The organism is Parabacteroides sp. AF18-52, from assembly GCF_003479145.1.
Lineage (GTDB): Bacteria > Bacteroidota > Bacteroidia > Bacteroidales > Tannerellaceae > Parabacteroides > Parabacteroides faecis.
In genome coordinates this window covers 31001-53419 of record NZ_QUGR01000005.1, presented here as the reverse complement: position 1 = coordinate 53419, position 22419 = coordinate 31001, and the positions used below count along the sequence as shown (strand labels likewise).

The window sequence follows — 22419 nt, the reverse complement described above, 5'->3', positions numbered from 1 at the left end:
TAAATATGTTATTTCTTTATTAACGGAACAAAGGTAGCGATTTCTTTATTCGCTGCATAGCAATACAAGTTTTTTCCTATATTTGTGCCTTAATTTTATCGAACAGATTATAATACATTTATATGGAATACTTCAATCTCCTGATTGATTTTGTGCTGCATATCGACGCCCATCTGGCAGCACTTGTGTCGACTTATGGCATCTGGATATATGCCATTTTGTTTCTAATCATTTTTTGTGAAACGGGGTTGGTGGTTACTCCCTTTCTTCCGGGCGACTCGTTGTTATTTGTGGCGGGAGCTTTGGCTGCTTTGCCGGGTAATCCGATGAATGTGCATTTGATTGTACTGGTGCTGATTGCTGCTGCCGTACTGGGAGATGCTTCTAACTATATAATAGGCCGGTTCTTCGGTGAAAGACTGTTCAGCAATCCAAATTCGAAAATATTCAAACAGAGTTATCTGGAGAAAACACATAAATTTTATGAAAAGCACGGAGGAAAAACTATTATCCTTGCTCGCTTTGTTCCCATTGTGCGTACGTTCGCTCCATTCGTTGCAGGGATGGGACATATGAATTACCGCCATTTTGCTTCGTATAATATCGTAGGAGGGATTATTTGGGTGGTTTTGTTTTCATATGCCGGCTATTTCTTCGGCGGAATGGAGATCGTTCAAAAGAATCTGGAACTTCTGATTGTCCTCATCATTTTTATCTCCATCCTGCCGGGTATAATTGAAATAGTCCGGAATAAATATTTTGTTAAAACAAACTGATCAACAAGGCGATATTCAACACTGTTACCATCGTTCCCAACAACAGCAACAGGATGGTGGTCGAACGTGAATTGACATATTGACCCATCACTTTTTTACTGGAAGTAAGATATACCTGCGAAAAGACGGTGATGGGAAGCTGCACGCTGAGCAACATCTGCGAAAGGATCAATCCTTTGAACGGGTCGCCGATCAGGAAGATGATAAGCAGAGCTGGAACGAACGAAAGAATAACCCCCAGTTTGGAGTGTAAGTCTTTGTGGTTGTATGCCTCTCCGTAAAAACCGGCAAAGATGGATGCTCCGGCAATTCCGGATGTGATCGTCGAGGAAATACCGGCAAGCAATAAGGCGGCGGCAAAGATAACGCCTGCATTGTTTCCGACCAGCGGAACCAGTAATTGTTGTGCCTGGTCCAGTTCGTCTACGGCTATCTTTTCCTTGAAGAAAGTAGCCGCAGCCAGGATGATCATCGCCGAATTGATTGCCCATCCGATAACCATCGACAGGAGCGTATCGTAAAATTCGTATTTCAATTGTTTCTTGATGACGGATTCGTCTTCCAGGTTCCATTCGCGGCTTTGTATCACTTCCGAGTGCAGGAACAAGTTGTGCGGCATTACCACGGCTCCGAGTACACTCATAATGATCAGCATAGAATTTTCAGGGAAAGAAGGCTTTACCCATCCCTGCACGGCTTGTCCCCAGTTGACATCGACCAAAGCCAGTTCGTATAAGAAAGACAATCCGATGATAGAGACAAACATGATGATCCAGCGTTCTATTTTACTGTATGTGTTACTGAGCAACATGATCAGACAGGCTACTGTAACGATCACGGCACCGATCTTTATAGGTATACTGAACAACATCCGTAACGCAATGGCTCCACCCAATATCTCTGCTAGCGAGGTGGATATGCTGGCAAGCATGGCCGAACCGAGAATAGGCCGGCTGAGTGTGCGGGGCATATATTTGTTGGTTGCTTCGGATAAACAAAGTCCTGTGACGATCCCCAGGTGGGCTACGTTGTGTTGAATGATAATCAGCATGATGGATGAAAAGGTTACGACCCATAGTAAGGCATAACCGAATTCGGATCCGGCGGCTAAGTTGGTAGCCCAGTTTCCCGGGTCGATGAATCCGACAGTGACTAATAATCCGGGACCGATATATTTCAAAAGGTCTAATCCTCCGGAACGAGGTTTGTGATTAATTTTGAGTTTGTCTAGTAGTTTCATATTTTTTATTGCTTGTATTTCCAAATATTAGTTACTTTCTTTCTGTTCTTTCCTGATGTCTTTTTGGGCAAACTGCCTCTGGTAAAATCTTGTAAAGGACATTCTCCGGTTTCTTACGGGAACGTTAGAATAAATGACGTTTTGTTTATTGCCGGATTGCTCTTCAACGCGATACTACCGCCTGAAAGCCGCATGATCTGCCGTGAGATAGATAACCCGATACCGCTACCGCCTTCTTTGGTGGTGAAGAACGGGACAAAAATATGTTCCGCTTCTTCCGGCGGGATGCAGGGACCGTTGTTACTAACCTCGATGATCACGGATTCATCCGGGTTACAAGATGCATTCAGTTCTATTTGTCCGTCCGGCTGTTCGCTGCCGATGGCCTGCATGGCATTTTTCAGCAGGTTCAGTACAACCTGCGTAATCAGTTTTTCATCTGCATAAACGATCAGGTCGGTCGGCTCTATATGTATATTAATCGTTATATTAGGGAAATTGTTGTGATAACGGGCCAGATTTATCATCCGTTCGGCAAATTTCTGTACATAAAATAACGACGGTTCAGGCGTCGGGATATGAGTGAACTTGCGGTAGGATTCGACGAATGAGATCAGGCTCTTGCCGGTTGTACTGATCACTTCCAGTCCGTTCCGAATCTCGCTGTCGGCATCTTCATGGATGGATAACAGGGTGTCGCTCAGTGATGTGATAGGGGTGACGGAGTTCATAATCTCATGTGTCAGTACACGGGTCAGGCGTATCCATGAATCGATTTCCTTGTCATCCAGTTCGCTGTTGATGTCGTTGATTGCCAGGATACGTACATGTTTTTCCTGGAGGGTCATTTCGGATACACGGATAGACAAATTGACCGTACCGCGTTCATTTACGAATGATATCTGATGTTTATCCCCCGGGAGGATATTAGCGATCGTAGCCTGTAGTTTATCATCGATGCGAGCCAACTGTTTGACATGGGTAAAGACGGAAAGCCCCAGTAAACGGAGTGCCTCGTTGTTGCTCTGGTAGATATTTCCGATATCATCCAATACGATGATGCCGGTATTGACCGAGTTCATGATCAGTTCATAATACTTCTCTTTTTGGACAGCATCAGCTTTTGCCTGGAAAAGTATCTGGGTGATACGGTTCAGCGATTCGCTGACCAGTTTGTCATTGGAAGAACGACCTCGGGTCGCATATTGGAAGGCATAGTCGCTGTTATCGATGGCATCGAACATGAAGGCTACCTTTTGGGCATTGCGTTTGTATAGTTCACTCATCATCCGAATGGAATAGATCCAACCGATAAGAATGAGAATGAACCATTCCCATTGGCGGGTCATAGCGAAGTAGGTTCCGCAGACGGTAAATATTCCGAACAGACCCAGCCGGAAAGTCAGACTATGATATATGCCTTTTAACATTATTACAATTCGTAACGTTTGATTTTATTGTATAGCGTCTGACGTGAAATACCCAGCTGGCTGGCAACGAGCGAAAGATTGCCATTGTATTTATCCATGGCATTTTTGATCATGTTGTATTCCATTTCTTCCAGTGTGGTAGCCTCTTTCAACGGAGATTCTTTCTTCCGGGGAAAATCGAAATCCGAACTGTCTAGCGTTTCCCCTTCCGATATGATTACCGACTTTTCGATCGTATGCTCCAATTCGCGGATATTACCGAACCAGGGCTGTTGTTTCAACTTTTCCTTTGCATCCGCACTCAGGCGCATGGAAGGTTTTCCGTAGATATTACAATATTTAGATAGGAATATCTCTGTTAACGGTACAATATCTTCGGGTCTGTCGCGGAGGGAGGGGATTTCTACGTGTATCGTATTGATACGATATAGAAGGTCTTCGCGGAACTGTTCTTTTTGCACCATATCCTGTAAATCGCGGTTCGTTGCACAAATCAGACGGATATTTACCGGGATAGGCGTGTTGCTCCCCACTCGCACTACGCTGCGGCGTTGTAGGGCGGTCAGTAGTTTTGCCTGCAAATGGTAGGAGAGGTTTCCTATCTCATCCAGAAAAAGTGTTCCGTTGTTGGCAGCCTCGAATTTACCCGGTCGGTCGGCACGTGCATCGGTAAAGGCTCCTTTCATATGACCGAACAGTTCGCTTTCGAACAATGTTTCGGTAATGGCACCCATATCTACGGGGATCATTGCCTCCTTTTTACGGTTCGACAACATATGTATTTCCCTGGCCAGCATTTCTTTACCGGTTCCGTTCTCTCCGGTGATCAGGATATTGGCATCTGTTTTAGCTACTTTTTCGATCAGGTTGCGGAGTTGTTGCATTGCATTGCTTTCGCCCCAGAACATACCGCTTTCTTTGGAGACAACCTGCTTGTTACTTTCATGAGGAATCCCTTTCCTATTCGCTGTCCGGATATCATAAGCCGTTTTCAGTGTTTCCAGCAGTTTGGCATTATTCCAGGGTTTGACAACGAAGTCGGTAGCCCCCTCCTTGATCCCCCTTACTGCCAGGTCTATGTCGGCATAAGCGGTAAAAAGAACTACCTGTACCGACGGGTCTTCCTTCTTTATTTCAGAAAGCCAGAAAAGTCCTTCATTGCCGGTATTGATCCCGGCACTGAAGTTCATATCGAGTAAAACAACGTCCACGTCTTCATTGTGCAGGGTTGTCTTTATTTTATTCGGGGTAGAGATGGTTATCACTTTCTCAAAGCAGGTGCCTAACAGCATCTGTACTGCGGTAAGAATCCCCTTATTGTCGTCCACGACCAGTATGGTGCCTTGTTTAGCCATATATGATAATATCTATATTATAGTGCAAAGATACAGGTTCGGTTTTATACTTCCTAACCACTGTCTAATATTTAGACATATAAAATAGGAGGATGAAACGAATAAATATCTGTTGTCTAATATTTATACACCATTGTCTAATTTTTTTACACTTTGAGAAAATACTTGTTTTGTCAATGTGTTGATAAATAATTCTTTAAATGGTTTGGCACAGTCTTTGCCCTTCTATAGGCAGAAAATAACACAAAAATGAAACAGATAATATTCACATCGATTCTTTCGTTTAGCCTGGCAACAGCCGCCATGGCCCAGGAAAAGCTCTGGACAATGGATGAATGCATGCATTATGCTATTGAGAACAGTCCGAAAGTCAAGAAACAAGCTTATACGAGTGATTCTTATAAGGCAGAGTTGAATTCTGCTGTAGCTTCGTTCTTTCCGTCTATGAGTGCCAGTGTTGGTGCACAATATAGTTTTGGACGTTCGATCGACCCGGAGACTAACGTTTATAATAATACATCTACTTTCAATAACGGATATAGTCTGGGAGTTTCCATTCCTATATTTAACGGAGGACAATTGGTCAACCAATGGCGTATGGCAAAAGCAAACCGTCAGTTAGGTATGAACGATATTCAAAAGGCGAAAGATGATCTGGCTATTAATACGATGCAGGCTTTTATGGATGTAGTGTATTATCAGGGAACCGTTAAGTTGGCTGCCGAACAGCTGGAAGAAAATAGTCGTATCCTGTATAAAACCCGCCGTCAGGAAGAACTAGGATTGAAAGGTAAAGCGGATGTGGCACAGATCGAAGCCCAGGTAGCAGCCAACGATTACAATCTGACCCATCAACAGAATTTACTTAATACCGCTATGCTAACTTTGAAGCAAAATATGAATTACCCTTCTGACATGGAACTGGATGTCGATACCATGCTTTTGGATAAATCGTATGCAACCATGTTGGAGTCGATCGATGAAATATATGATTACGCATCTGAAAATAATCCGACAGCTTTGCAGGCAAGACTTCAGTTGAAATCCTATAAAATGCAGTATCTAATGGCGAAAGGACGTTTGTTGCCTTCTATTTCTTTCTCTGCCGGGGTTTCTACGAATTATTATGAGAACCTGAAGGCAGTGCAGGCTCCCGCTTCTTTTAGTAATCAGTTTAAAAATAATAGAGGTGAATATGTTTCTTTCAACCTGAGTTTTCCACTCTTTGACGGTTTGAGCCGTTTGACTAACCTGCGTAAAGCGCGTAATAATATGCGTATTGCCCAGGAACAGCAGACCGAAGTACTTCGTCAGTTGCAGACCGCTATCGAACAGGCTATTCTCGATCGGGAAGGATATGCCAAAGAGACTATTCAGATGGATAAGAAAGCGAGAGCAGATGAAATAGCCTATCAGGTTACTTTGCGTAAATTTGAGGAGGGTTTGATGAGTCCGATCGATCTGCAAACCAGTGCAAATACATTACTTCTGTCAAAAGCCGATCTGCTGCAGCGGAAGCTGATGTATCTGATGAAATGCAAGCTGGTCGATTATTATAAAGGGAAACCTTTGATTGAAGGCATTCATTGAGAATAACGCGAATAACTAGGAAACAAACAATAAAGAAATAAAAACATACAACGATGGATATACAATTAGAAAAGAAAAAAGGCATTCAAAAGAAACATTTACCTTATGTAGGTGGTGGTGTTTTATTCCTGGTACTGGTGGGATGGATCATTTTCGGCGATCATGCATCGACATTGAAAGTAGATGCCCGTGGAATAAGTATCGGTAATGTGACCAAGGAGCAGTTCAACGATTTTGTTCGTGTGGACGGACAGGTTCAGCCTATCACAGTGGTACAGTTAAGTCCTGAAGAGGGTGGTATCGTACAGGAAAAGGTTGTTGAGGAAGGAGCCCAGGTGAAAAAAGGCGATATCATTGTACGCCTTTCCAACTCCGGTCTCGATTTGCAGATATTGGATGCGGAAGCCCAGTTGGCTGAAAAACAGAACTTCCTGCGTAATACCCAGGTAGCGATGGAACAGGACAAGCTGAATAACCAGTTGGAGAAAGCACAGCTCGATGTTGACATCGCCCGTTCACGCCGTGCTTATACGCAACAAAAGAAGCTCTATGATGAAAACCTGATCGCCAAGGAAGAATTTCTGAAAGCGAAGGAAGATTATGAACTGGCAACCAAGAAATATGCTCTTGTCGTTGAACGTTTGCGTCAGGATTCAATTTCCCGTACGATCCAGATGGATGAAATGGAAACGAGTTTAGCTAATATGCGCCGTAACATCCAATTGGTACACGAACGGAAAGAACATCTGAATGTCCGCTCACAGATCAACGGTGAACTGGGTTTGCTGGATGTAGTTCTCGGACAGAATGTATCAGCCGGTATGAAAATCGGTCAGATCAACGACCTTTCCGATTATAAGATAGAAGCTATGATCGATGAACATTATATCGACCGCGTTAAACCGGGATTGGGTGCAGCCTTCGACCGTCAGGGAACAAGTTTCGCACTGGCTGTACGTAAAGTATATCCGGAAGTTCGTGAAGGTAAGTTCCGTACCGACTTTGTCTTTACCGGCGAACGTCCTGACAATATCCGTAGCGGACAAACATATTACATCAATCTGGAATTAGGACAGCCGACAGAAAGTATCATTATTCCACGTGGTACATTCTTCCAGAGCACGGGAGGTAGCTGGATATTCGTATTGGATAAAGATGGTAAAAAAGCTTATCGTCGCAAGATCAAGATCGGTCGCCAGAACCCGCAGTACTATGAAGTGACCGAAGGTCTGGAATCCGGAGAAAAAGTGATCGTATCAAGTTACGAAAGCTATAAGGATAATGAAGTCCTGGTGTTGGAATAATATTTCAGGTGACAGGTGACAGTTGACAAGTGACAGTTAGGCTTCGCGCTCGGTAAATAAATCGGCTGAAAGCCGAAATAACTGTCAACTGTCACTTGTCAACTGTCAACTAGCAACTTTAGCACATTATTTTACTGAAATAAACAACCTATAAAAGATAACCACAATGAAGAATGTACATATCGCTTTTCGTTCCCTTTTTAAGAAAGGAAGACATAATGGAATTAAAATAGTTTCATTAGGTGTTGGCCTGGCCATGGGCTTGGTGTTGATTGCTAAAGTATGTTTCGAACTGTCTTATGATAATTTCTATCCCGAGTCGGATCGTGTTTTTGCCATACAGGAAAATGTATCCGTAGGAGAGAAGAAAATAGAAGGATATCCGCATGTAAGTGGAGGTGTTCCGCCGGGGATGAAAGCAGAAATACCCGGTGTGGAATCGGCTACCTGTGCCAATGTAATAGGGGAGTATCTTTTTACTACTTCTGATAAGAAAAAATACACCGGTAACTTTGTAATGGCAGACCAGTACTTCTTTGATGTCCTTCCCCGTAAAGTGTTGGCCGGTAATGCGAAGGAGACTCTTTCGCGTCCATTGTATGCCCTTGTATCCGAAAAGATAGCTGCTAAGATAGGCGGTGGAAAAGATGTGGTAGGACAGACTTTTGAAATCGCCTCTTTCCCCGGACATCTTTTTACGATCGGCGGAGTATTTGAAGAAGTACCGGATAATACCCATCTGAAATATAACATGCTGGTTTCGCTGGTCTCTTTCGAGACGGTTATGGGATGGACGAACCTCGATCAATGGTTTGGTGGTGATAGTTATAATGGGTATGTTCGTCTGCAATCCGGTGTCCGTGCCGAAAACTTGTTGCAGCCGATGGCTGAGATGCTCGACCGCCATGTCGACTCTGCTCAATTGAAAGAGCAGGGAATCGATTACGCCCTGGCATTGTGTCCATTGGAGGAGCTTTATGCTAAATCGCCGGCCACGAAACGGATGGCTGTCATGCTTGTGGCTATTGCATTTGCTATCCTTTTTGCAGCCCTGATGAATTACGTCTTACTGGTGATCTCGTCACTGGTAACCCGTTCGAAAGATATTGCCGTACATAAATGTTACGGTGCATCCGGATGGAATATCTCGGACATGATATTTTCGGAAACCTTTCTCAACCTGCTTGTCTCGCTGGGGATATCGGCTATGTTGATACTGGCTTTGCGTGAGATGGTGGAAGAATTGCTCAGTGCGTCGTTGTTATCACTGTTTACGGTCGATACCGTTCTGATGCTGGTGGCTGTTTGTGTAATTGTATTTTTAGTGGCGGGATTACTGCCTTCGCAACTGTTTTCGAAAATACCGGTAGCATCGGTATTTCGTTCCTATAAAGAATCACGCCGTTCATGGAAGAAGGCGTTGTTATTTATCCAGTTTATGGCCGTTGGTTTCCTGGTATGTCTGCTGGTAGTGATCGGTTTGCAATATAATAAGATGGTAAACGATAATCCGGGATATAAATACGAACGGCTGGCTTATTGTTGGATGGAAGGTGTACCGAGTTCTTCCCGTCGCGCCTTGATAGATGAGCTTAAAAAACTTCCGGAGGTGGAGGATGTATCTACTTGCAGTAGCTTACCTGCTTTCAGCGGTTCAGGGGATATGGTTTATCGTCCGGGAACAAAGGAAACCATTATTCATTTCGCCGACCTTTACGGGGCGAATGCCAATTATACCTCTCTGATGGAAATGTCCGTTATCCAGGGAAAAGCATTCGATCATTCTTATTCCGATTCTTCCCGCGTGGTGATGATCAGCCGGATGATGGCCGACAAACTGGCCTTGGCACTCGACTGGAAAGACGGCGTGGTAGGAAAGAAAATATATGTGAGCGGTCATGGTACGCCTAACGATTTCGAGATAGCAGGCGTGTACGACGATGTCCGTGTCGGGGCTATCGGAAGCGAATTGATGGGACCTTCGGCGCTGTTTTATAGCGGTCGTCCGCAGAATACGCTGGTCATTAAACTGAATAAAATGTCGCAGGAGAATATGGCACGGCTGGACGAAACCATCAAGGCCACTTTGCCGGATAAGGAGATGCCTGTATCTTCCTACAGTGTCAGCATGGCAAATATGTATAACTCTTCGCGCCTTTTCCGCAACGCGGTGATGCTGGGCGGTATCGTAACGCTGATCATCACTCTGATCGGGCTGATCGGGTATATCAATGATGAAACCAACCGGCGCGGAAAAGAAATAGCCGTTCGCAAGATCAACGGGGCAACGGAAAAGGATATCCTTTCGCTGATCGCTTCCGATGTAACCTGGATGGCTTTTCCCGCTTTGTTGCTGGGAGCCGGTGCCTCTTATTATGCAGGCGAGAAGTGGTTGCAGCAATTTGCCGAAAAGATATCGATGAATGCAGGTGTGTTCACGTTGAGTGTAGCAGGGGTACTTTTACTTATTTTGGGTACCGTTGTCTATCGTAGCTGGATGGTTGCCGTATCCAATCCGGTGGAAAGTTTGAAATCTGAATAAATGATAGAAATATGAGGAATTTTAGTATGGCAATCCGTTCCCTGTTTAAGAAGGGAAGGAACAATGGGATTAAGATACTGGCGCTTGCTGTCGGGCTGGCAATGGGGCTGGTGTTGGTTGCAAAAGTATGTTTCGAACGTTCGTATGATAATTTTTATCCCGACAACGACCGCATTTATCTGGTCAAGTCCGGCTTGAACAAAGACGGGAAGAAAGATACCTGGGGACAGGTGAGCGGTGCTATCGCTCCGGGTTTGAAAGCGGAGGTTCCGGAGGTGGAAGTCGCAACGCGCTATACCCGCATAGGACCGGCCAATGAACTGATCATGTCGCCGGAGAAACAATTTTATAAAGCGACCATCCTGCTTGCCGATACTAGCTTTTTCGATATATTCCCCCGTCCGATTCTGGTGGGCGATCCGAAAGATGTCCTGTCCCGTCCCGGTTATGTGATGATCTCACGCTCTCTTGCCGAGAAAATGGGGGGAGTAGGGAGTGTGGTTGGCAAGACCTTCGTTCGTGAAGCAAACCGTAACTCTCCGCAAACCATCGGCGGTGTATTTGAAGATATACCTGAAAACAGCCATTTGCGTTATGATGTGTTGGGAGCGTTGGCAAGCATGCCGGAATGGAGTACGACAAACTGGCTGGGTAACGACCGTTACATCGCCTATGTGAAACTGGTTCCGGGTACTGACCCGGAAGGACTGGCCCCCGCTATCCGCCGTATGCAGGAACGCAATCAGGATATGGAAGCTCTGAAACAGGCCGGCGTCGATCTGTTCTATACCATCTCGCCGTTGCAGGATATCCATAATAATGATAAGGAGGTGAAAGACATGAATGCCATGCTTCTCTTCCTGGCTACGATCCTGATTCTCATTGCCGTGCTCAATTATGTGCTGGTCGTTATCTCCACACTGATCGGACGTACGAAGGAAGTGGCGGTACATAAATGTTACGGAGCTTCGGGTAAAAATATATTCGGAATGATCTTTTCCGAATCCTTGCTGCATCTGTTGTTGGCACTCTTGCTGGGAGCTTTCCTGCTGATCCTTTGTAAAGGGAAGGTAGAGGAATTGTTGTCGGCTTCGTTGTCTGCCCTGTTTACGGTACCTACTTTGACGATTTTGTCGGGTATCTGTATCGTTGTATTCGCCGTAACCTGTCTGGTTCCCACCTGGCTCTTTCTGCGTATTCCGGTAGCATCGGCTTTCCGTAGTGTAAAAGAATCGAAACGTTACTGGAAACTGTGCCTGCTTTTTGTACAGTTTGTCGCTACGGCCTATCTGGTGGCATTATTGATCACGATCAACCGCCAGTATGGTGCTATGATATCGAGTGATCCCGGCTACGCTTACGAGAATCTGATCTTTTGTAATACCCGCGGGGTGAGTGCCCAGGAGCGTGAGCGGGCGATGGACGAACTGCGCCGTCTGCCACAGGTCAACCTGGTGTCGGCCAGTTGCGAGTTGCCTTTCAAATATCCTTCGGGTAATAATGTCGGTCTGCCGGGTGATAACCGCGAACTGTTTAACATTGCTGATATGTACAGCGTCGGTGATAATTATTTTGAACTGATGGAGATATCTATTCTGGAGGGCCACGCTTTCCGCCAGGGTGAGGCTAACGGCGATAAAATAATGGTTAGCCGTCGTTTTGTCGAACAGATGGAGAAGGTGGCGGGCTGGACAGGAAGTGCTATTGGTAAAGGTGTGATGATATCCGAACATAGTAATGGAAATCAGGTGTACACCATTTGCGGTGTCTATGATGACTTCCGTATCGGTTCCATCAAAGGTCCCGATACCCGTGCCTCGGTTTTCTTCTACGACATGAAGCCGGGTGGTATTGCCCCTACGGAAAATATCCTGATAAAGATGCACGATATGACATCGGACAATATCGCACAGGTTAACCAGATCCTGACAGATGCAATGCCGAATAAAGTGGTGGAAGCTTCTGTCTATAAAATGAGTCTGGCTCAGCAATACCAGGGCGACCGTGAGTTCCGCGACTCCATCTTCATCAGCGGCATCGTCTGCCTGATCATTGCGCTGATCGGCCTGCTGGGATATACTGCCGACGAAACCAACCGCCGCGGACGTGAGATAGCGATCCGCAAGGTCAACGGTGCGACTGCCGCCAGCATCCTCCGGATGATCTCGCGCGACATCTCCTATATAGCCGTTCCTGCTCTTACGATCGGTGTAGTGATTGCCTATATCAGTGCCTCCGACTGGCTGGAGAAATTCTCGGAACGTATCCACCTGAATATCTTCCTGTTTATCATCGCGGCCTTCTTCGTTTACCTCGTCATCATTGGTTGCGTATTGTATCGCGCCTGGGCGACGGCCAATGAGAATCCGATCGACAGTCTGAAAGCGGAATAGGAAAAACTGTCGGAGCCTCAGTCGGAAACCTGCCGGGGGATTGCATCGCTTCCGAAATGGTATCCTGACCCGGGAATCCGTTTCACATCACTTGCAAAATGCAATCCTGAATCCGGATTCCGTTTTGTATCACTTGCGAAGTGCAATCCTGCCCCCGGAATCCATTTTACATCACTTGCGAAATGTTTTCTGGTCTCAGGATTACATTTCGCAAGTTTTTTTTATTAAAAGCGAGAATAAAAGCAGTGATTTTCAATTCTATTGATTAAAATACCTATCTTTAAATGTTTTTTTAAGCAAGTATTAATATTAAAAACGAATCTAATATGGAAACACATCAGAAAATCAAGGAATTTGCAGTATCCCAGTTGAATAATACGGAATATGCCAATCACATGACACGTTTTCAGGGACTTATCCCTGCCAGCGGCGGCGGGGATCGTCCGGAAATCGAAAGTGTCGATCTGACAGGCCCTCCGGCATTGGGCTTTTCCGACGAACTTATCAAGGAATTCGGAGATAATCTGGCTTTACTGACTGATCTGGTCAATACTTCGACTATTAGTGATGAGACAAATCAACTGAGAGAAGTCGATACACATCGCGATGAATGCATCGTTTTCTTTACTTCAGATATTTCACAGAAGCGTAAAAGCCCCATTGTCGCCCAAAAAACGGCTGCTGTGAGCCTGTATAACGCAGTTAAACCATATGTCGGCATTTACCGGTTGGCCGACCAGCAGGAGACGCAGCAAATCGTCGGACTGCTGATCGACATGGAGAAAGAACCGAATAAAACCAATGTGGCGACATTGGGGCTCACTTCCGTTCTGGCGGAATTGAAAACTGCCAACGACGAATTCAGCCGCCTAACCGAACAGCGTACGGCTAATAAAGCTGCTAATGCGATAGACAACGGCAAGGTGATCCGCCAACGGATGGAACCGCTTTATGCAGAAATGTTATTGCTTGCACAATCGTATAATATAGTACAGCCTACGGCCGAAACCGCCGCTTTTGTCACTTCCGTCAATGCCCTGATCGACGAAACCAAAGCACGCTACAACCAGCGTATCGGTATCGCTAAGGCAAATAAAGACAAAAAGAAACCGGGCAGCGATCGCCCGGAGATCGAATGATATACACCATGGTTGGTGTGATTTTAAGTTGTTTATTTACTTAGACATCCTGCTTGTGAAAGTAGGATGTTTTTTATTTTTATGCTCTTAACTGTCTAATTAATTTACACCACTGTCTAATAATTTGACATTTTCTTTGAATTCTGTCTGATTCATTTTCTTGTATATCAGATGATTGTTTGTTTTGGCACACTATTTGATTCTTTACAGGCTATATGTATTTAGCATACACTGGTATAAAATATTAAAAACACAAATCAAATGAATAACCTGGTAAACTTTAAGTCATTTTTCAAATTTCTAAGCCGGAACAAAACCTATACGGCAATCGATATCTTCGGATTATCCGTATCGTTGATGTTCGTTATATTGATAGCCGTTTATTCGGTACAGGAATTATCTACCGACAAATACCATGAGAAAGGCGACCGTATCTACGTGTTAAGCAGCGAAGCCAATACCGGATCGGCCTATAAGCTGGCCTACCGTTTGCAGGAACGGTATCCGGAAATAGAAAAAGTATGTCCGGTCGCTCCCTGGGGATTCTATCATACATCTGTAACGGTAGCCGATAAAAACTTCAATGCCGAATTAATGTTCGCCGATACGACTTTCTTCGATTTCTTCTCTTTCCCGCTGTTGGTTGGCGACCGCAATCATGTGATGGATGCCGATGGCTATGGCGTGATCTCCGAAAGTTTTGCCCGCAAAGTATTTAGCGACAGTGATCCGATAGGGCAGGTCGTTCAGGTGAACGATTCCATCCGTATCCAAGTGAACGGGATCATGAAAGATATTAAAAACTCTACGATTCCGTATTGCGATATCCTGATGGGAATCAAACAGCTCAAATATATGGAAGAGGGAATAGACAGCGACCAGTTCTATAATACCGGAGCCGTCAACAATTTCATAATGGTAAAGGAAGGAGCAGACCTGCTTGCCAAAACGGATGATATCGTCGCTTATTTCAAAGAAGTATTCTGGATGTATCAAAGAGGAATTTATAGTAAAGTGCTTCTGAATCCTCTGGAGGATTTTTATTTCTCGGATATGGGTACCTATACGCTGGCTAAAGGGGACTGGCAATTTGTAATGATCCTGCTTTCGGTAGGGATACTTATCCTGCTGTTTGCCATCATCAACTATATTAATCTGACAGTGGCGCAGACGGCTTTCCGGGCAAAAGAAATGGCTACCCGCAGATTATTGGGCTCGTCGAGAGGAGACCTGTTCCTGCGGCTGATCATGGAGTCTACCCTGATGACTTTCATTTCTTTCCTGTTGGGTATCTTTCTGGCAATATTTTTCTCTCCTTATGCCTCTCAGTTGTTGAATGCCCGTATAAATCTGTCGGACTTTGTTACCCCCGGTTATGTATTGCTGGCTGTAGCTGCCATTCTGTTGATCGGTATACTTGCAGGATTGTTGCCTGCCATTGTGATTTCCAATGCCAAGCCGATTGAAGTGGTGCGGGGTACTTTCCGCCGGCAGACCAAGATGGTGTTCAGTAAGTTCTTCATTACTTTTCAGAACGGAATCACGATAGCCTTGGTGGCAGCTTCCATAACGATGGTGGCACAAGTGAATCATCTCATACATGCTCCGTTGGGATATAAAACGACGAATGTGATGGATGTTCCGGTCGAATCTTATAAAAGTAAGAAAGATATAGAGACATTCGCTAATGAGGTGAGCCAACTGGCTTCTGTCAAGCGGATCGCTTTTTCACAGGGCACTCCTTTTAATCGGGGGAATAATTCTACGGAAGAGATCAATGGCAAGCAGGTCAGTTTTCAGGTATTCAGGGCCGATACGGCTTTTCTGAGTATATTAGGTATTGAGATAATACGTGATAATCATCTGGCCGGTACTAAAAAGGTCTATCTGAACCAGCAGGCTATGCGTGAAATGGAATTGCCGGAAGATTCTCCTTCCATCAAAGTGTGGGGGCAGGAAATTCCTATTGCCGGTATTGTGAAAGATTTCCAGTTATCGAATATCATGTATCAGAAGAAGCCGGTCAGATTGCTTATTAAGAATGATATAAAAGAATGGACCCCGTATAATGTACTGCTGGAAGTAGAAGGCGATCCTGTGGAATCCTATAAAGATATACAGGAAATATATGAACGTATCGGCCATGTCGGCTTTGAAGGGAAATATATAGATACGCAGATACAGGAATCATTTGCTGCACAGGAAAGGACTTCCCGGATCGTTTCGATCTTTGCTTTCGTCGCTATCCTGATCTCATTGCTGGGGTTGCTGGCTATGTCGACCTATTTTATCCAGCAGCGTTCATCGGAAGTGGCGGTGCGTAAAGTCTTCGGCTCGACCAATTCCCAGATATTATACCGGCTGATCCGTACTTTCCTTGTCTATGTATTGATTGCTTTTGTGATCGCTACACCGATCATCTGGCGATTCATGCAGCAATGGTTGTCCGATTATTCTTACCGGATCGAATTGAGCCCGCTTATTTTTATAGCAGCCGGTCTGTTTTGTTTATTCGTATCGTTCGTTACGATATTTATCCAGAGTTACCAGGCTGCCAATCTCAATCCGGTGGAAAGTATAAAGAATAAATGACCGATTTGCTGCCGAGTGTAAAAAAACTAGACATGAGTGTCTAAATATTAGACACTCATCGAAAAAAGAATAAAATCTATAGGTTTGAATATCAGTAAATTATTAAGTTTGGCACGTATTTTGAATTATATAGAGAAAACAGAGCGTTTTTTAGATATTACAAAGTATATAACGTAGAATTAAAAAATAACATTATGATTAAGATTGAAGGATTAAGTAAGCATTTCCGTACAGAGGAGGTTGAAACTATTGCATTGAACAATATTTCAATGGAAGTGAAAGACGGTGAGTTTGTTGCTATCATGGGACCTTCCGGTTGCGGTAAATCAACATTGTTGAATATTCTGGGATTGCTGGATAACCCGACTTCCGGCGACTACTATCTGATCGATAAAGAAGTGGGCCACCTGAAAGAAAAAGAACGTACCCAGGTGCGTAAAGGGAATATCGGTTTCGTATTCCAGAGCTTCAACCTGATCGACGAACTGAATGTGTATGAAAATGTGGAATTGCCTTTGACTTACCTGAAGGTAAAAGCTGCCGAACGTAAACAGATGGTAACCGATATCCTGAAACGAATGAATATCAGCCATCGTGCCACTCACTTCCCACAGCAGTTATCCGGTGGTCAGCAACAACGTGTTGCCATTGCCCGTGCAGTCGTTTCCAACCCGAAGATCATTCTGGCGGATGAGCCGACCGGTAACCTGGACTCTAAGAATGGTGCCGAAGTGATGCAGCTGCTGACCGAACTGAACAAGGAAGGAACTACCATCGTCATGGTAACCCACTCCAAACATGATGCCAGCTTTGCACACCGCATCGTCAACCTGTTCGACGGTAGCATCGTATCTTCTGTCAGTGAATTTATTTGATCATATTTCGATACATAACAAAGCATATAGCTAAATTTATAAATTAAGATAAACCGGCATATCCTACCTGTGAAGGTGGGATATGTTTATTCTCTCGCCTAAATGAAATCAGTAAGAATATGAATAACCTATTAAATATAAAATCATTCCTCAAATTCTTAAGCAGGAATAAAGCCTATACGGCAATCGACGTATTCGGATTGTCTGTTTCCTTAATGTTCGTTATACTAATTGCCGTTTATACCGTACAGGAATTGTCGGTCGACAAGTTCCATAAGGATGTAGACCGCATTTATGTGTTGGCTAACGACAAAGGACCGAGCACGGCCTTGCCAATTGCTTACCGCCTGCAGGAACGCTATCCTGAGATCGAGCAGGTCTGCCCGGTTATTACAACCAATGTGGGTAACCAGATCGTAAAAAACAATGATAAAAAATTAACTGCCAGAACAGTCCCCGTCGATTCTTGCTTCTTTAACTTTTTCTCTTTTAAACTCCTGGCAGGAGATAAGAACCGGGTATTGGAAAACAGAAGCAATGTCGTTCTCTCAAAGACTTTTGCCAATAAACTGTTCGGCACGGAAGACCCGATCGGACAAAGCGTTATTATCGGCGATTCGCTTTCTTTCCTGGTGAGCGGCATTATGGAAGATATCAAACACTCGACGATCCCGTACGCTGATATTATGTTTCGTGTGGAGCGGGCTCATGAGTACAACTGGTCGATCAGTATGGATCATCCCGGAAATGCCGGCTCGACAGTCGCTTTCTTAAAGATGAAGCCGGGTGCCGACCTGCGTCCGAAGATACCGGATATCCTGGCATATTTCAAGGAATCGTTCTGGATTTACCAGCGTGATATGTCCAAAGTAGTGAACTTGATACCGATGAGTGAACTTTATTTCTCTGAATTGAACGATTTCGGATCTGTTCAAACAGGGAACAAGCGTTTGGTCATCGTTCTCTTGTCTGTAGGTATCCTGATCCTGGTCTTTGCCATATTCAATTATATTAATCTGACAGTCGCACAGGCAGGTCAGCGGGCGAAGGAGATGGCTACAAGACGTTTGTTAGGATCGTCACGTGGAGATTTATTCATACGTATGATGATAGAATCGACTTTGCTGACCGTAATTTCTTTCGGAATAGGCTGGTTGCTGGCACATGCGGCGGTTCCTTTTGTGAATGATCTTTTGCAGACGCAGATCGATCTGATGGCGACTTTCACTCCTGGCTGGTGTCTTGCGGGTATTGTCTTGATTCTTCTGATTGGCGTTGTTGCCGGACTGTTGCCGGCTGTATTGATTTCTTCCGTGAAGCCGATCGATATCGTGCGCGGAACGTTCCGTAGGCAGACGAAAATGGTGTTCAGTAAGGTGTTTATCACTTTCCAGAATGGAATCACCATTGCCATGATCGCTGCTTCGATCGTCATGATCCTGCAATCGCGTCACTTGATCAATGCACCGTTGGGCTATAACACGAATAGTATACTGGAGGTTGCGAATGGTTTTGCAAATAACTCCGACCGTAATGCGGCTATCGATGAATTTGGCCGTCAGCCGTTCGTTAAACGAGTAGGGCTGGCTGCCGGGATGCCTTTGAGCGGAAGTAATAATATGTCCAGCGAATATGAAGGCAAATTTCTCGGTTTCCAGCAGTTCATCATGGATAGCACAGCGTTCAATATGTTGGGATATAAGATTGTCCGTGATAACCAATTAGCAGAAAAGAGCTGGTATGTGACTGAAAAAGCCATGTGTGATATGGAGTTGCCACAGGACGCCCCCAGTTTCCTATGGAATAAAAATGCAACGCCGATTGCCGGTATTGTGCAGGACTTTCAGTTGGGAAATATTACGAATGATATGCGTCCCGCCATGCTTCGCATCGACAAACGGAGTGAAATGTTCCCCTGGAGTATTCTTATCGAAGTGGAAGGTAACCCTTATACAGCTTATAACAAAATACAAGAGATCTATAAGGAGGCTTCCGGTGGGTTGGATTTCAATGCCACCTATCTGAATGAACAGGTTCAGAAATCGTTCGAGTCTGAAGTCCGGATGACAAAGATTGTTTCGCTCTTTGCTTCGATTGCAGTTATTATCTCTATGTTGGGTTTACTGGCCATGTCGACTTATTTCATCCATCAGCGTTCGCAGGAGGTGGCTATTCGCAAAGTGTTCGGATCTGATAATCAGGCTATTTTGATCCGTCTGATCGGTTCATTTTTGGTTTATGTGGGTGTGGCCTTTATTATAGCAACACCGATTATCTGGTATTTTATGAACCAGTGGCTGTCCGATTATTCATACCGGATCTCCCTGAATCCGCTAATCTTTATTGTCTCCGGTATATTCTGTCTTGTAATTGCACTTGTAACGGTATTTTTTCAGAGTTACAAAGCTGCTAATGCCAACCCGATAGAAAGCGTGAGCGGCAGGTAGTATGAAATAGAAATGAGTCAATATCAAATAATTTGAATGATGAATAATTTGTTGAACATGAAATCGTTCCTGAAGTTTCTTAGCAGGAATAAAGCATATACTGCGATCGATGTATTCGGATTATCTATTTCACTGATGTTCGTTATCCTGATCGCTGTTTATACCGTGCAGGAATTATCTGTGGATAAATTCCATGTGAACCGTGACCGTATCTGTGTGATCGGCAATGAGGACGGACCGGCTACTGCCGTTCCCATCCCTTACCGTTTGCAGGAAAGGTATCCGGAGATAGAGAAGGTTTGTCCTGTCATCCCGAATAACCTGGATAACCATCAGGTTTTTTATGGCGATAAGAAACTGAAGGCATCGTTGATGTGTGCCGATTCGACCTTCTTCGACTTTTTCTCATTCAAATTATTGGAAGGCGATCCTGACAGAGCCTTGCAGGACCGTTATAATGCGGTGATCTCCGAAACATTTGCCCGTAAAATGTTCGGACAAGAGGCAGACGCTGTAGGGAAAAGTATTCGCATCAGCGATTCCACCTCGGTGATCGTTACCGGTGTGATGGAAGATATCCGTAAATCCGTTTTGCCTTACACCGATATGCTGATACGCATCGAACGTATGGGTGAATTTAACGGTGGTCTGACTAAGACAACCGATAACAATGCCGGTGCAACCGTCGGTTTCCTGATGTTGCATGAAGGGGCTGACCTGAGTAACAGGGCCGACGATATCCATACCTATTTTAAAGAGATCTTCTGGCCTTATAAGATAGATGTATGGAAAGGAGTGACGGTTACACCGCTGAATGAACTTTATTTTAAAGATTTCCAATGGTCTACGCTTGAACGTGGCGACCGCAACTTCGTGCTCGTATTGATGTCGGTCGGTATCCTGATCCTGATCTTTGCCATATTCAACTATATCAACCTGACGGTAGCCCAGGCAAGCCAACGGGCAAAAGAGATGGCAACCCGTCGTCTGCTGGGTTCTTCCCGTATGGAATTGTTCCTGCGGTTGATGATGGAATCTTTACTGCTTACGCTGGTTTCGTTCCTGTTCGGTGTCCTGCTGTCTATTGCCGCAGTGCCGTATGCCAATGAACTGCTGGATACACGTATTTCCCTGACAGAAGCCTGTACACCGGTATGGTTTGCTGTGGCTGCGGGGATAATCCTGTTGATCGGAACGCTTTCCGGTTTGTTGCCGGCCTTGTTGATTTCGGCCTCCAAGCCGATCGAAGTGGTGCGCGGTACATTCCGTCGTCAGACTAAAATGGTATTCAGTAAATGTTTTATCACTTTCCAGAATACGATCACGATTGCTACCCTGGCGGCAGCCCTGATCATGGGTGTCCAGATTCATCATATGATAACGGCCCCACTGGGATATAATACAAGGAATATCCTGGTTGCCGAAAACCAGTTCCGTTCGGACAGCGAGAAAACGGCAGCTATGGACGGTCTGCGTCAGTTGACCTGTGTCAAGTCCATCGGGTTCAGTAACGGTACGCCGTTCAGCGGCACTAACAACCTGACAGGAGTATATGAAGGGAAATCGCTCAGTTTCCAGCAGATGGTGCTCGACAGTGCTGCATTTAAGATGCTGGGGCTTGAGATTGTGCAGGATAACCAGGTTGCATCGGGTAATAACTGGAGCTGGTATCTCTCCGAAAGAGCTCTCCGCGATATGGAATTACCACTGAATGCCCAGTCGTTCAACCTGGAAGGGAATGATCCGGCGCCTATCCTCGGTGTGCTGAAAGATTTCCAGTTACGGAGGATCACGGACGAAAGTTCGCCGGTCATGTTACGCTTCCGCGATTTCAACCAACCGAACAGTTGGCCCTGGAATATCCTGATAGAGGTGGAGGGCGATCCGTTCACCGCTTATAAAGAGATTGCCAGGATTGTGGAAGATGTGACCAAGGTAGAGTTCGAGGCTAAATATTTGGATAGTGAGATACAGGAATCGTTCGACTCGCAGATACGCCTGGTAAAGATTGTTGTGATCTTTGCTCTGATCGCGATCCTGATTTCTCTGCTCGGTTTGCTGGCTATGTCGACCTATTTCATCCAGCAGCGTGCACAGGAAGTAGCGGTCCGTAAAGTTTTCGGGTCGGATAATAAGAGTATCCTGTTCCGGCTGGTAGGTACGTTCCTGATCTATGTGGTGATTGCTTTTGTTATCGCAACGCCGCTTGTCTGGTATGCCATGAAAGAATGGCTGTCGGGCTATTCATACCGCATCAGCCTCAATCCGCTTTATTTCATTGCGGCCGGTCTGTTCTGTCTGCTTATCTCATTTGCCGCGGTCGTTGTACAAAGTTTCCAGGCGGCGAATGCCAATCCGGTAGATAGCGTAGCGAATAAATAGAGAACGAATGACTTTTCCCCATAGGAAAAACAAAATAACGTTTCAGGTTTCAGTTGTTTTTAAATATCTGTATATGATTTGATTATGCTGAAACGTCATCAGGTTCCAAAAGCCTTGCAGTTTTTTTCGGAAAGCTGCAAGGCTTTTGAGTTATATACTAAAGGTTTTTCTGAAACGGATGCCGTCCCGTTTTTTTTCGGTCCCGTCTTATTTTTTACGAATGCCTACCCGTGGAGGGAGCAGTCGTTACCCGTTAAAAAAAGCATATATGTTTCGTTGGCAAAACATATATGTTTTGAGATCAAAAGTCCCTTATTTTGAAATCAAAAGGTAGGACCTTTCTGGATAAGCAAT

At 44.8% G+C, this 22419-nt stretch carries 13 protein-coding genes; 10 read left to right on the top strand and 3 right to left on the bottom strand.

Annotated features, from left to right (window positions below):
- The first annotated feature begins 122 nt into the window (after positions 1–122).
- Positions 123–776 carry a DedA family protein gene (locus DWX23_RS10355; protein ID WP_122351565.1) on the top strand — a complete coding sequence of 218 codons (654 nt, stop codon included), beginning with the start codon at positions 123–125 and terminating at the stop codon, positions 774–776.
- On the opposite strand, the gene DWX23_RS10350 is transcribed toward DWX23_RS10355, so the two are convergent.
- The 3 genes from DWX23_RS10350 to DWX23_RS10340 form a co-directional block, all read right to left on the bottom strand.
- Complete coding sequence (locus DWX23_RS10350; protein ID WP_122351564.1) at positions 763–2016, bottom strand: Nramp family divalent metal transporter; 1254 nt, start codon at positions 2014–2016, stop codon at positions 763–765. The genes DWX23_RS10355 and DWX23_RS10350 overlap by 14 nt on opposite strands.
- A gap of 113 nt (positions 2017–2129) precedes the next feature.
- The gene (locus DWX23_RS10345) at positions 2130–3446 is read right to left on the bottom strand and encodes a PAS domain-containing sensor histidine kinase (RefSeq protein WP_122351563.1); all 1317 of its coding nucleotides are present in this window, start codon (positions 3444–3446) and stop codon (positions 2130–2132) included.
- A 2-nt stretch (positions 3447–3448) separates the two neighbouring features.
- On the bottom strand, positions 3449–4801 hold the full coding sequence (locus tag DWX23_RS10340; RefSeq protein WP_122374450.1) for a sigma-54 dependent transcriptional regulator: 1353 nt from the start codon (positions 4799–4801) through the stop codon (positions 3449–3451).
- Between the two features lie 249 nt (positions 4802–5050).
- Here DWX23_RS10340 and DWX23_RS10335 point away from each other — a divergent pair, with 249 nt between their 5' ends.
- The 9 genes from DWX23_RS10335 (at position 5051) to DWX23_RS10295 (ending at position 22065) form a co-directional block, all read left to right on the top strand.
- On the top strand, positions 5051–6391 hold the full coding sequence (locus tag DWX23_RS10335) for a TolC family protein (RefSeq protein ID WP_122374449.1): 1341 nt from the start codon (positions 5051–5053) through the stop codon (positions 6389–6391).
- 53 nt (positions 6392–6444) lie between these two features.
- Positions 6445–7695, top strand: coding sequence for an efflux RND transporter periplasmic adaptor subunit (locus DWX23_RS10330; RefSeq protein ID WP_122374448.1), 1251 nt, complete (start codon positions 6445–6447; stop codon positions 7693–7695).
- A 166-nt stretch (positions 7696–7861) separates the two neighbouring features.
- Positions 7862–10237, top strand: a complete 2376-nt coding sequence (locus tag DWX23_RS10325) for an ABC transporter permease (RefSeq protein WP_122374447.1) — start codon at positions 7862–7864, stop codon at positions 10235–10237.
- 11 nt (positions 10238–10248) lie between these two features.
- Positions 10249–12630 (top strand): ABC transporter permease, encoded by a 2382-nt coding sequence (locus DWX23_RS10320; protein WP_122374446.1) that lies wholly within the window; start codon positions 10249–10251, stop codon positions 12628–12630.
- Positions 12631–12956: 326 nt separating this feature from the next.
- Positions 12957–13769, top strand: a complete 813-nt coding sequence (locus DWX23_RS10315; RefSeq protein WP_122374445.1) for a DUF6261 family protein — start codon at positions 12957–12959, stop codon at positions 13767–13769.
- Positions 13770–14030: 261 nt separating this feature from the next.
- On the top strand, positions 14031–16361 hold the full coding sequence (locus DWX23_RS10310) for an ABC transporter permease (RefSeq protein ID WP_122374444.1): 2331 nt from the start codon (positions 14031–14033) through the stop codon (positions 16359–16361).
- A 194-nt stretch (positions 16362–16555) separates the two neighbouring features.
- Complete coding sequence (locus DWX23_RS10305; RefSeq protein ID WP_122351555.1) at positions 16556–17236, top strand: ABC transporter ATP-binding protein; 681 nt, start codon at positions 16556–16558, stop codon at positions 17234–17236.
- 119 nt (positions 17237–17355) lie between these two features.
- Positions 17356–19683, top strand: coding sequence for an FtsX-like permease family protein (locus tag DWX23_RS10300; RefSeq protein WP_122374443.1), 2328 nt, complete (start codon positions 17356–17358; stop codon positions 19681–19683).
- 39 nt (positions 19684–19722) lie between these two features.
- Complete coding sequence (locus DWX23_RS10295; protein WP_122374442.1) at positions 19723–22065, top strand: ABC transporter permease; 2343 nt, start codon at positions 19723–19725, stop codon at positions 22063–22065.
- The last annotated feature ends 354 nt before the right edge of the window (positions 22066–22419 follow it).